The organism is Pediococcus pentosaceus ATCC 25745 (assembly GCF_000014505.1).
GTDB lineage: Bacteria > Bacillota > Bacilli > Lactobacillales > Lactobacillaceae > Pediococcus > Pediococcus pentosaceus.
Genome location: NC_008525.1, coordinates 800,425 through 812,997, shown reverse-complemented (window position 1 = coordinate 812,997; position 12,573 = coordinate 800,425). Strand labels below are relative to the sequence as shown.

Sequence of the window (12,573 nt, the reverse complement as noted above, 5' to 3'; positions counted from 1 at the left end):
ACTACACCCCTCTCTCATTTAGTTTTTCGTCGATAATTCGCTCGAGCGTTGGTAAATCCGTCCCCAAAATAATACGATTAATTTTTTCTTGCCAATCACTATCAAATTTATCAAGTGTTTCTTGATTTTTTTTGCCAATATTTTCAATATCAGTATGGTTATCATCAATGGATTTCTGAACCTTCTTGGTCAGTTCCTTAACATCAGTACGATAACCTATAATCTCATTCGTTAAATTATTCACATCATCAATAAGGTGATTAATCACCTCTGAATCATCAATGGTTTCAAATCCCTGTGCCATTGCTTCTCTTACATCTGAACCTACCGTAGCGTGCCGGATTATATCAGCAATTTCTGCAACTTTTTTTGCATCTTTTTGTACTTTGGTAATATCCTTATACACCTGTACCATTAGCATTACCCCCTTCTAATTTCTTCAATCGTTCATCTAAGTCAGCAATTGTCTTCTTTTGTTCTTCCAAAGTTTGCTTGGTAGCTTCGTCATCTTCTTTGACTACTTTTAAATCTGTTTCAGCTGTTTCAAGCCTTGTTTTACTATCCTCAATATCTTTCTGAGTACCTTCGTAGTCCTTTTTAAGTTGTGGTACATCAACAGTACCTAACTGTTCATTAATCGAAGCGAGCGTTGCATCTGACGTTCCTGTGCGCATGCTTGAAACATCGCCAGATACAGTTGACATCGTACTTTTTAAAGATTCCACATCTTTGCTAACTTTTTTGAAATCATTCTGGTAATCAGTTAACTTTGTAGTTTTGTCACCAAAGGTCATCGTTGATTTATGTGGCTTGTTCAAATCGATTTCTTTTTCAATAATTGTTAGTAGTTGTTGTTCAGCTACATATGGATTAATGAATAAGTAACGATCATAAACTTTAAATCGTTCGTATTCATTCAACTCAATAGCACTGACGGTAAAGGTGTTAGTTGAAGCTTTCTGTGCTTTAATCCATGCTTTACCCTTAGTTAGTAATTGGGCTGGGTCTTTGATGTTGTCCCACGTAACCACTCCATTGATAATCCCAAACTCCTTCTGAAACTCCGGAATATCTAGGTAGTCTTTACCATCATTAACTGGTGCAATCGTATATCTAACGCCAGACTTAATCGTTCCACCTTTTTGGTCACCAGAATCTTGTTCTGGAATGTTTCCACTAAAACGATAAAGATACCAGTACCACTCACCAGACCAGTTATTAGCGTCATAGCTAAACCAGTTAGCAAGTGTTGGATTGGAACCCTTACCATGTTCGAAAACATCTGCACCGTCCGGATAACCGCCAGGCCAACCACTGGAACATTCCAGCACGGTATCAGCATCTTTCATGACAGCGGTATGTCCTGCTGCACCTGCCGATTGTCCTTTTTTACCCATAATGATTACATCACCAGTTTGCATTGCTGGTAACGTATTATTAGTACCTTCGTAATGCAATAAATAGCCGTGATTTTTAAGAAATCCATGTAGTGTTTCAGTATTGTAGAGCGTGCGATCTGTCTCGTGAATTGCCAACTCAATAAAATAGCTGACAAATGACGAACAATCAGCGTGTTTCTGATTTGTCAAAATGTCAGCTCTTCTATAGTCCATAGCATATTCAAGATGTGCAGCTTTAGCCTTATTGAACATATCAATTCCAGCTTGAATATCTAATTCTTGTTTTGCCAATGGAGAGTTAGAATCATCTGTTTTAGTTGAAAGAAATTTTGTTTCGTTAAGTGAACGTGTCTGTTTACTTTTACCAAAAATCAACGGCTCTGGGTCAATCCATGTTCCGTTGTTAGTAAAAGCATATCTTAAGGCGTAATCGAAATCTTTTTTGGTGATACCGATGTGCAAGTGGTCGGTAGTTCTTATGCCGACTACTTGACCAGTTTTAACGTACTGACCAACCTTTACATGAATGTCGCTACGACTGGCGAACGCTTCTTGAAAGTCAATGTTGTAGCCGTCGTCAGAATGCCCGAGCACAAAATATCCTAATCCAGCCATGTTTCCAATTCGGGTAATCTTCATACCATGAATTGCATGTACATCACTACCCGGATACTTAACAGTTCCAAAGTCTAATCCATCATGGAATCCATTTTGACGAAATTCACCGCCAGCATGAACACCAAACAATTGACCGCCGTCAAATGCTACATGACCAACTGATGGAAATGGAGAACCCCATCCCCCGCTAGTTCCAGACTGAGTAATGTCAACTGTTAATTTATCATAACGCTTAGATCCTGTTGGACCCCAACCGCCAGTATGAACGTCACTCTTCCAATTAGAATCATTGAACATCGCTAACAACTGATGGAATCCCTTGAGAATGTTGGTATAGCCTTCGACAGCGTACGCCTTAAAAGTAGGTTCGATAAATTGTAGTAACCCTTTACTAGGAGTTCCCGCTTGTGCGTTACTATCCCAATTATTTACAATCGTTTCACTACCGTTTGATTCGTGTTTAATCACGTCTTTAATTGTACTTACTTCGGCATCACTAACAGATGTTTTCATACATTTAGCTGCGAACTTAATTGCTGGGCCCCAATCTCCATTGACGGCTGTCATCGTCCCACTCAACTTCGTGCCATCGTCTGAACTATCATCATGTTTTTCATCGGGCTTTTGTGTTTCAATTTGAGCGCCTAACGGAATTAACCGAGTGATTACTTTAGATGGATCAATTGCAACCTTAGCTGATTGCATGTTTTCAGCAATCTTCAACGGAGCTTCCATTGAGTGGTCTTGCCCCGGACTTTTAAGGTAGTCGATGTAATTCTTACCGTCTTTATATTCCACAATGATACTGCCACCAATCGAATCAGTCAGTAGCTTTTTAATGGCATCCTTAGTGGTCTGGTAATCCACTTTGCGTAAAGTGTTATCTTTTTTGTTGGTGACTGTAACATTTCTAACTGTAAACTGCTTGTATTCTGGAACTTGAGAATTATGTTCCTCAATCAGCTTTTTTAAGAATTCCTCTGGTGTAGCGTTAGCAATTTCAATGTAGCGTTGAACGCTATCAATTAAATAACTGTCGATATTCTCAAAATCGTAGGTTTGAATGAATTGACCGTTGTTCTTCATCTCACGTTCTGGTTTCAAAGCTCTACCTCTGAATAACAATTCACTGTTATCAGAATCATAAACCTCGACGTGCGTGTGCATTGGTCTAACTTTTCCGAATAACTTGTTAGCTTGATTTAAGGTCAATGACAAAGTATTAGTTTGACTTGATGATATGGTTAATTTACCTTCTGACGCTGCCAAACCAACAACAGGGTCATGGATAACGTAACCAGCTTTGTCGGTTGGTTCGTCATAAGCAATCACTCGATACATTAGATCATCTCCTCACGTCTAAACTTAAACTCAATCGTTCCAGAACCACTTAACGTAAATTTATTTTTACCTAACGGCATAGTAATCGTTGCTTTATCGGCATTATCTTTGGTCAATTCATAACCATTAAAGCCGGGGCCTTTCACAGTTACTTTTCCAGTTACTGCAAAATGGCAAATAACCGGTCGTGAACCGATGTTTTCAAGCGTTACATTCATTGATTCCGTTATATTAAATTTAACCGGTTGCCAAATCCAATGATCGAATATCACATCGTCCCAAACATCAGCGCCTTCTAAGTTATTAGTAAAAGCGAATGGGTAACAATCAAATACCACCGTAGCCGTCAACATTCCTTTTTCTTCATCGTCATCTACTTCTACACTTTTACACTTGCCACTCCAGTAGTAACCATCTTCATGCGTATCAACTAGATTACTAATACCAACCGGCATTAGTTGTCGCTTAATTTCTTCTTCAAATATTTTTCGTTCATGATAGACGCTTAATGGCATAACGATTTTGTAGGTAATCTCTCGATTGCCAAAGAAACGCTCACCGTTCAGCATTGAGAAATCATAGACGCCTTGCGCGTAAGCAACCGATTCTACTATTTCATTTTCAGCTGGTGTAGGTGCTTCTCTTGAAGTTACCCACCACCCAACTTTACGACTGTCAAATCCCCCAAAAACAAAGCCCTCGGTGGGAATATCTTCATATTCAATTTTATTAGTTGGCTGTAAATCCCTAAAACCGTACTGCATTACCAGCTCCACCTTTCGTTGTTATTGGAAGTTGCTCCTAATTGTCCGTTGAATTTATCAGATGTAGTGCCAACCAATGTATCGCTATCCATGTAAAGATTAGTATTTTTATCAGCAATACGGCGTAGTAAGGCGTTATTTTGCTGATCCATGGTTGAAGCGTTCAATGTCATTGATCCATTTACACTTCCACTAAAAGCGGATGACGAAAGTGATTGAATACGATTGAATCCTTTCCTAAAATCTTCAAATTCTGGAGAAGGAATTGAAATAGTTGCAGCACTAACCATGTTCTTAGCAGCTGATGTAATCCAACTGATATTTTTATTCATACCAACAGCAATACCTGCTGGAATCCATTTACCAACTTCATTTTTCATAACTCTTGATGGGGAGTGTATACCTAATGCATTTTTAATAGCATTTTTTGCTTTATTAGCAATTCCAACTGCTGCATCCCATAGAGCGCCACCCATAGAGCCCATTCCATTGATAAATCCTTGAATTAAAAATTTACCAACATCTAATAACGACACACTTCTGATCCCGCTATCAACCTTGTTAGCATTTTCTTTACCTGAACTTTGTGATTTACCAAATCCATCCATAATACCTTTGACAAACATATTGATGAGTTTTTGCCCAGACCCTAACACTTGGCCTAATGCATTACCAACACCATATACAAATTTCATCACTGCTTGTACAGCAATGCTAGCAAGGCGAGGAATTGCATTAACAATTCCCATGATGAATTTAGCGAGTAAGTTAATGCCGGCATTTATAATTCTTCCAAGATTATTAGCAATACCATTAATAAACGCAACAATCACATTTACTGCAGCTGTAATAATTCTTGGCATTGCTTGAGCAATTCCATTCAGCAGAGCCACTATTAAGTTAGTTCCGGCTAAAATTATCTGTGGTAAATAAGTAGTAATAGTATTTAAAATTGAAATGATTAATTGCGCTATTTTAGCGGTAAAAATTGGTGTATACGTCACAATCGTATTTACTAATAACAGTAATAAATTCATCACTGTTTGAATAATCTGAGGTGATAACGTATTAATCACATTTAAAATTGTTTGACCTAATGCAATAAACATTTGTCCAATTATAGGTATATTTGTAATCACTGCATTCAATATTCCTGATAAAAGAGCGCTGAATCCAGCTCCAATTGAAGACATAATCGGGATAATTAACCCGATGTTATTGCCTAGCAAAATAAAAGCGTTAACTAAAACCGTTACTCCTTGACCAGCTAAGGCTAATCCGGCTCCCATAGCTAGGACACCGGTACCAAATAAAGCAACCCCTGCCCCGGCGGCAATAATAGCGACACCAAAAGCAAGCATCCCGACTGCACTAGCTGTTAAAACTGGCCCTAACAATGCAAATACACCGGCTAATATAGCAACTGTAGCTCCAAATGTCGCCATAGCAATTACACCGTTCATCCCCTGTTTAGCAAGTTGGGTGATACTTAATACTAATAATGCTAAGCCACCAAGTACCAAGGCAATTCCAGCTCCTATTTCAAGTACGGCTAATCCCATGGCAATTAATTGTCCGGCACTTTTTTCGGCACTTTTACCAACAGCTTTCTCACCAGTCGCTGCTCCAGCTGAGGTTGCTCCTACGGCAGTATTACCAGTAGCAACACCAATTAGTTTGCTAACTAATCCCACAACACCTTTACCAACCGCTAAGAATCCTTTGGCAAGGGTGCCAACTGCTGAACCTACTTTAGCTGTAACAATTAATAATCCACCAAAAATTGCAATGGCTGGTCCTAAAACTGGAGATAATCCAATAAAACCACGTATAACCTTTGCTATCCCATTATTGGAATTTTCAGCCCAAGTTATAGTCTTATTAATCATATCTAGCATTCCACCAGTAATAGAATTTTTACTATCCATTGCTTTGTTGCGAAGAGCTTCCCAATTACCACCAACTTGTTCCACTTTCGATCCAACATTTTTTTGCATTTCTGAAGCTTGAGTACTTAAAGTTTTAGCAGCAGCTGATGAAATTGAGGAACTCTTTTGAATAGAATTAAACATTCCATCCCACGATTTTTGAGTACTTCCAGATTTATCGTTAATAGAATCAAGCAATGGACCTATCGCTTGCATACCAGCAGTACCAAATAAAGCTTTCAAATTCTTTTGCTTTTCAGCTGAAGTCATACCATCCATTGATTGACTAATTTCTTGAAGTATTGATGGGAATGATTTCATATTACCTTGAGCATCTGTATAACTAATACCCAAACTATGCATTGCCTTTTGTGCTACTTTGCTAGGGGCTTGCATTTGTAAAATAGCGTGATTTAAATCCTGCGAAGATTGCGCAGCACTAAACCCACGGTTGGTTAGTAACCCTATTGCTGTCGAAGTTTCTTGTAGTGACATTCCCGACGCCTTCGCAGTACCACCAATAGTTGCTAAAGCTTGTTGCATATCTTCCACTGAAGCATTACTTGCATTTGCCGTAGTAACTAATGCTGCTGCAGCTTGATTAGGAGACTTAAGACTATCACCCCAAATGTTCATAGCGTTTTGAACAACACCGGCAGTTTGGATTAAATCGGATCCTGCTGCTGTTGAAGCTTGTGCAATAGCTGGAAATTGTTGTTTGATTTGGCCTACGTCTGCACCAGCTTGCGCCATTTCAATCATGGCATCAGCTGAATCTTGAGCGCTCAAAGGCAAATCGGCACCCATTTTGTTAGCAACATCTGCCAATCCAGAAATATCCTTAGAAGTTCCACCAGCGGTAACTGCTGCTTTGTTTAGTGAAGCTTGGAAATTACCAAAAGATTTAATAGATTTAACTCCTAGAGCTGTGGTAGCACCACCTATAGCTAGCATGCTTTTACCCACACCGCTAGTTGTTGCTTTGACTTTTTCGGAAAACGAAGCAGTCTGGCTTGCTGCTTTTTGCATAACCGAACTAAAATTTTTATCAACTGCGCTTAACATTGCTGTAACACTATACGTTTCGCCCATTTCTCTTCCTCCTTCCCTTTTGTATTTTTTTCCATTCATCCCAACGACTAGCTGTTAATTCGTTAATATCTGCTTTCTTTTCCTTAACTGGTAATCCTTCGAAAACATGTCTGATATTAGCTTTTTCATCATCGAGATTATACATATCATCAAGATTTTTGTACTTAGGTTTGGGGTTCTTATCGCTACCCGTAGTTGCTTGTACCATCTGATTAAAAAAGGCTTGAAGAGCTAAATTTTGGCGTTGTTCAGACTTTTGCATGTAATAAGCTTCTAGCCGTAAATAATATTCTGAGAACGGCATTGTTTCGATTTCTTCGATTGAATGAAAGCCTAGATATGCTAGACAATTAAGCAATATTTCCTGATAAGCTTGTTCACTTGTCTGCTTAATTTCTTTTTCATCATCTAGGCTTGCATGTTTTTTAATGCCACTTTAAGAACATTTGCTTTCTTCACTTCTTTGGAAACATCATCGAATAGTTTTTCAAATTCCTTAACGCTGGTTAGACCATCTAAATAATCATCAACATCATTACGACCAACTCGTGGTGAGTTTCTAAAGGTTGCACTATAGATTACATCTGAAAGAACTGCAGGATCATACGCATTTAGGGCTGGTAAAGACTTTGTTAGTCCCATACCTAATGACATACCGCCAGCTTCCATACCAGCTACCTTATCTAATTCTCGTACAAATCTAACTCCAAAATTCAATTCTTGTTCTTTTCCGGCAATTGTAATTTTCATATTATGTTTACTCCTTAATTTTTGTTTAAAAAAAGCATTAATTAATAATATTGATATACTAATTTGAAAAAACATTATTAACGCTCCTACAAATGCCGCCCCTTATGGTATTGTGCATTTCAAAGGCGACTAAATTTGTTTATTCAGCTGTAACGTTTGCCCCATCAGCTGTCGGTGTAGTTGTAACATTGGTTGCAACTTCTGGATCAACTGCAGAAGCATTAACTGTGAATGCTGGAACATCTACTTTCTCCGATTCGTTAGTACCGTCACTCCAAGCAATTTGATAATCACCTTCTGCAACAATCGTTCCGGCATCAAGTCCTGTAATAGCTACTGTTTTTTCACCAACTTCGCCTTCAAAGGCTTTGGTTGCACCTTTGTAAATTACTAAATGTTGTTTCGTACGATCTGCCATAATGCATTCTCCTTTTAATTAGAATTTATAAGTGCCCCATTATTCGTAGGTTTTACATTGATACCTACGGGGCTGTCTATTTTGACGAGTCGTCTTTAGGTACATATGTACCCTCATCTCCATCTTCCCAAGCAGTTCCACCGTTTTCTTCGGTGCCATCATCAGCCATGACAACTTTATCTGTACCACGGAAAATATAATCTACCTGGTCTTGCTGATCTTGAGTAAGAGCTAACCAGCCCCGTTTGGGTTGTCCACTGACAGCAAATGTAATAGAGCGTTCAGAGGCATCACCAGTTTTAGCTTCGGTTTCATCTTCAGAAACGGTAACTTGCATGTACCAAGCAAAATTTTTACCAGCTTTATTGAGACGATCAATATCAACTAACCATGCTTCCCCCTCCTCATTGTTCAGTACACTCTGGTAGAATTCATCGGCTGCTATCGAACTATTATTGATAAATTCTACTTCTAATTCAGGTTCAAGACTGGCACTAGTCGCTACATTACCATCCTTAGTTTTCGTGGAATCCGAATCCCGCTTAAACGTTAATTTTGCCGAAGTTTGATAAGGCACCAATTCTGCTGGACGTTCTTTGGCCCACTTCTTTAATCTATAAAATACTTTTAAGTTGTTACCTTGGATAACTTCTGTTGCCATATTTTCACTCCTTATAATATTTGTAATTCGATTGTTACCATTCCTCGCATTAGTGTTGAGTTAGGTACGCTAGTATCTAGTTGCATTCGCTTTGACTGCTGTTGTGCATTGCCGTAAAAATGATAGTTTTCAGTGTTTACTCGTCCGATTGAGGCATAAAAAAAACGCTCAACCATTTCTGAAATGATTAAACGCTGTTTAGGCGTACCCCAACAATCAATATTTAAAACAACTGAGCCAGTTAAATTTGTTTTGGTTTGGCTGGGAATTTCTTCCAAATTTCCAATATAAACAAAAGGATATTTAACCTTCTCGCTTTGCGGTGGTAAATAATCGTATGTGTTATATCCTGATTTTTTTGACAATCGAAAATAGTAATCATACACATCCTGCATCGGTGATTTTCTGATTAGTACCACCTACTTTACTAACGCCCAAAGTTCACTGATGAAAATTGGACGTTCCTTTCTCCATGCCGGGCCCATATATGGCTGTGCTGCCATAAAACGAGTGCCAAATTCCTGATATCCAGAATAATCAGCTGGCGAAATAACTGCTCCGGCCATTCCACCTTTTAGCAATTCTAAACGGATAGAACGCTTAAGGTTTCCTGTATCAACCGGTGCTAGTTTTTGAGCTTCAATTTGCATATTAGCCGTATGTTCTTTAACGATTTTCTTGACTGCTTCTTTTTGCATATTCCGTTTAAGCTTTCTAAGCAGAACATCTTGTCCTTTAATCGAAAAATTATAATTACTCATTTTGTGTTTCCCCCACAATATAACCATCAATTTTAAGCGGATATACTCCAGTTTCGAGCGAATAATAAGTTTCATTATTGTTTACCCTAAGCATTCCCCAATCCTCATCAAACGGCTGTATCAGACGCACAACGAGCCTATCCGTGTTCAGATTACCGAACAACTGCATTGAACGATTAACACCTAAGTGAGTTACATTCGCAATTACCGGTTCACCTACTGGAGTTGGATCGCCATCTGGATTATCTGAGTCGTAGTGGTCGTTTGATTCGTAGAACTGAACTTTGTCTGTAAATCTCATAAGATTACCTCCCAGAATATCCAGAAATGAAGCTAACTTTGCCCAGTGATGTAGGCTTATCCTCTTCATCAGCTAGCCAATCGGCAATATCATCCAGAAAGTCATCGAAATCACTATCTTTGAAAGTGAATGTTTCGCCTTCTTGCGAATAATTGGTCATACCTTCATTCTTAAATCGATTGAAACGTCGTACAGCCACTTCTAGCAAAATGTAATTAAGCTCTGCTGGCACATCGTCCTTAGCTTTTCGATGAAGTTTAATCTTAAGTGATGCTTCGGTGTTTTTGATGATTAAATTCAGTAGAGTGTCCCTACTGTTATCATCTTCCATTGCCAACAACACTTTAAGGTTCTTCAAATCTTCTGTTTCAGCCATCTAGTCACCTCCTAAGAGGTTTCTGTAATCGTTACTGCTAAAGTTACTGCTAAGTCTCCGCTTGTGAATGTAATAGTTGCTGTACCAGCTTTAACGCCAGTAACTGTGAACGTTCCATCACTCTTCTTAGTAACCGTTGCTACCGTTTCATCGCTTGATGTAGCAGTCGTCGCCTTAACAACATCTGTAGCATCACTTGCATCAACTGGATCAGCTGCAATAGTGATATCCTTAGCGTCCCCCACCTTCTCGGACAACGTTTTTTGACTAGCAGTTATCCCGCTAGCTGGTGGGTTTACGCTTTTTTTAATGTCACCTTAACAACTGCTGCTTTGTTGTCTTCAAGAATGAATTCACCAGCTTTACCAGCTCCTTGAAGTGCTACACCATCAAAATCTTCTGATTCAATCGTACGAGCTGTGTTGATACCAGTAAATTGACGAGCAATGTTCTTGATTGATGTGTAGGCAATTTCGCCTTCTTGGAACTTGGCATCCGGCGTTTCTTGAATTTCAAATCCTTTGAAATGAAGAATGTTGTTTTCATCAATATTAGCTGATGAACTCTTTGATGATGTAGTCAAAGGATGGTCAATGATTGCGTTGTAGAGTTCTGCATTAACCCACGCTTTCTTTTCTCCGATAGTTTGAAGGTTGACGTAAATTGATGAAAGTTTATTGAACAAAGCCAATACACTATCGTTAGTAATTTCAGTAATGTTTTCAGTTTTACCAGCGATTTTACTAATAAAAGTACCGCCTTGGTCATCGAACATTTGGGTCTTAGCTTGCGCTTGTAATTCTAAACGATCAGCTGCTGCATCCTCAAAACCATTATTAACAGTTGCGCGGTCGATACCTTCGTGAAATACCCAATCCCACGAATAATTAACATCTGTATCTGTGTAAATAATTTCCTTACGAGGTCCAAAACGTGTTGAATTTCCTGTACCAGTCCCAAATGCTGTATTTGCATCTGTTTTATATGCACGGTTTTCATCACTATCTACCGTTCCTTTAGTGATAACCATTGGAATGTCACTAGTTTTAAGTGAGAACGCTTTGGCGTTATTAGAAACGCCATCTTCTGCTTGAATTGAACCACCGAAGAAATCACGGAAGTAAGCTTGTTTTTGATATACGGCTTGTAGTAATTCCTTAAATTGAGGTTGGAATGTGCGTACTGCTTGGTTGTTATTTGTTGCTGGCATAGATATGCCCTCCTTTATTTATATTTATTTAATTTAGCTGTAAAAGCATCCGCAACTTGTGTACCTGTATCTTTAGGTGTTGAGCCTTTTAAGTACCCCTTGCGTGCTGATTTAGTCGTTTTAGCAATCAATGATTTGATAGCTACGATATTCTCGTAAGTTTTATCATCATCATCTGTAACGATTAAATTAAGAATACTGTCATCAACGTTGATGTTATCTTCTTGGAGAACTGAACGAGTTTGAGAAAGAACCTCATTACGTTTTAATTTGGCTTCAAGTTCTTCGTTCTTCTTGTTGAGTGCTTCAAATTCTTTCTGTTTCTTTTCATCATCAGATAACGACTTAACGGACTTGTCAGGCTTTTTCTTTTGTTCATCAAGTTGTTTCTGCAAATCAGCAACCTGTTCTTCTAACGAGTGTTTGTTAGCCGTTTCTGAATGCAAACGTTTCTGCAATTTTTCAACAGTTTCATCAACTTTGCTTTCTTTACCAGCGCCGTCCTTGCCTTCTTCTCCATCTCCGCCGGCTGGAGTGTCAATTGGATCAGTTGGTTCTGTATCTGGATTGGCTGGTTCTTCTGCGAAAAACTGTAGATTCATTGGTAAAACATTTTTTAGTTCCATAATTAAATACTCCTTTGCTCGCATTTAAAGCCTTGGGAGGCTGCTCAGTTGTTCTTTTAGCTCTGCAATCAGGAAAAAGAGCATAAAAAATAGCATGCATTACTGCATACTAGATTTCAATTTCTATTGTTTGACCTGTTTCAAGAGTGAAATTTTTAAAATCATTTTTGGCTTGAAACGTTAAGTCGATTAATACATGTGTCTTTCCGTCACCACGTTCACTAGCAATCTTAATATGTTCAACATCTTTATTGCGTTTCTTTAAATTATTTACAATTTCTTCTAAGGCACCAATTAATGTTTCGTTATCAATGGGTAGCTCCATAC

Annotated in this window: 16 protein-coding genes; all 16 read right to left on the bottom strand. The window is 38.6% G+C overall.

Annotated elements, in window-relative coordinates; translation table 11 throughout:
- Position 1: 1 nt before the first annotated feature.
- The 16 genes from PEPE_RS03885 to PEPE_RS03810 all read right to left on the bottom strand — a co-directional run bounded on the left by PEPE_RS03885 (position 2) and on the right by PEPE_RS03810 (position 12,571).
- Entirely contained in the window at positions 2–415 is a 414-nt protein-coding gene (locus PEPE_RS03885) for a hypothetical protein (protein ID WP_011673273.1), read from the bottom strand.
- A complete protein-coding gene (locus PEPE_RS03880) occupies positions 399–3,359 on the bottom strand; it encodes a peptidoglycan amidohydrolase family protein (protein WP_011673272.1) in 2,961 nt (986 codons plus the stop codon). Before PEPE_RS03880 ends, PEPE_RS03885 begins: the two co-directional genes overlap by 17 nt.
- Positions 3,359–4,123 (bottom strand): hypothetical protein, encoded by a 765-nt coding sequence (locus PEPE_RS03875; protein WP_011673271.1) that lies wholly within the window; start codon positions 4,121–4,123, stop codon positions 3,359–3,361. The genes PEPE_RS03880 and PEPE_RS03875 overlap by 1 nt, the downstream gene beginning before the upstream one ends.
- The gene (locus tag PEPE_RS03870) at positions 4,123–7,143 is read right to left on the bottom strand and encodes a phage tail tape measure protein (RefSeq protein WP_011673270.1); all 3,021 of its coding nucleotides are present in this window, start codon (positions 7,141–7,143) and stop codon (positions 4,123–4,125) included. Before PEPE_RS03870 ends, PEPE_RS03875 begins: the two co-directional genes overlap by 1 nt.
- Complete coding sequence (locus tag PEPE_RS03865; protein ID WP_041526960.1) at positions 7,127–7,501, bottom strand: hypothetical protein; 375 nt, start codon at positions 7,499–7,501, stop codon at positions 7,127–7,129. Before PEPE_RS03865 ends, PEPE_RS03870 begins: the two co-directional genes overlap by 17 nt.
- Positions 7,502–7,551: 50 nt before the next feature.
- Positions 7,552–7,893: a tail assembly chaperone gene (locus PEPE_RS03860; protein ID WP_011673268.1), complete on the bottom strand. Its 342-nt coding sequence runs from the start codon at positions 7,891–7,893 to the stop codon at positions 7,552–7,554.
- A gap of 139 nt (positions 7,894–8,032) precedes the next feature.
- A complete protein-coding gene (locus PEPE_RS03855) occupies positions 8,033–8,311 on the bottom strand; it encodes a hypothetical protein (RefSeq protein WP_011673267.1) in 279 nt (92 codons plus the stop codon).
- Positions 8,312–8,387: 76 nt separating this feature from the next.
- A complete protein-coding gene (locus PEPE_RS03850; RefSeq protein ID WP_011673266.1) occupies positions 8,388–8,972 on the bottom strand; it encodes a phage major tail protein, TP901-1 family in 585 nt (194 codons plus the stop codon).
- Between the two features lie 11 nt (positions 8,973–8,983).
- Positions 8,984–9,391: a hypothetical protein gene (locus tag PEPE_RS03845; protein WP_148194164.1), complete on the bottom strand. Its 408-nt coding sequence runs from the start codon at positions 9,389–9,391 to the stop codon at positions 8,984–8,986.
- Positions 9,392–9,733, bottom strand: coding sequence for an HK97-gp10 family putative phage morphogenesis protein (locus PEPE_RS03840; protein WP_011673264.1), 342 nt, complete (start codon positions 9,731–9,733; stop codon positions 9,392–9,394). It lies immediately after the preceding gene.
- Positions 9,726–10,034 carry a hypothetical protein gene (locus PEPE_RS03835; protein WP_011673263.1) on the bottom strand — a complete coding sequence of 103 codons (309 nt, stop codon included), beginning with the start codon at positions 10,032–10,034 and terminating at the stop codon, positions 9,726–9,728. Before PEPE_RS03835 ends, PEPE_RS03840 begins: the two co-directional genes overlap by 8 nt.
- A 4-nt stretch (positions 10,035–10,038) precedes the next feature.
- Entirely contained in the window at positions 10,039–10,410 is a 372-nt protein-coding gene (locus PEPE_RS03830; protein WP_011673262.1) for a phage head-tail connector protein, read from the bottom strand.
- An 11-nt stretch (positions 10,411–10,421) separates the two neighbouring features.
- Entirely contained in the window at positions 10,422–10,655 is a 234-nt protein-coding gene (locus PEPE_RS03825) for an Ig-like domain-containing protein (RefSeq protein WP_011673261.1), read from the bottom strand.
- A 50-nt stretch (positions 10,656–10,705) separates the two neighbouring features.
- Positions 10,706–11,620, bottom strand: coding sequence for a hypothetical protein (locus PEPE_RS03820; protein ID WP_011673260.1), 915 nt, complete (start codon positions 11,618–11,620; stop codon positions 10,706–10,708).
- Positions 11,621–11,634: 14 nt separating this feature from the next.
- Positions 11,635–12,246 carry a DUF4355 domain-containing protein gene (locus PEPE_RS03815; protein WP_011673259.1) on the bottom strand — a complete coding sequence of 204 codons (612 nt, stop codon included), beginning with the start codon at positions 12,244–12,246 and terminating at the stop codon, positions 11,635–11,637.
- A gap of 109 nt (positions 12,247–12,355) precedes the next feature.
- Positions 12,356–12,571 carry a hypothetical protein gene (locus PEPE_RS03810; protein ID WP_011673258.1) on the bottom strand — a complete coding sequence of 72 codons (216 nt, stop codon included), beginning with the start codon at positions 12,569–12,571 and terminating at the stop codon, positions 12,356–12,358.
- Positions 12,572–12,573: the final 2 nt, after the last annotated feature.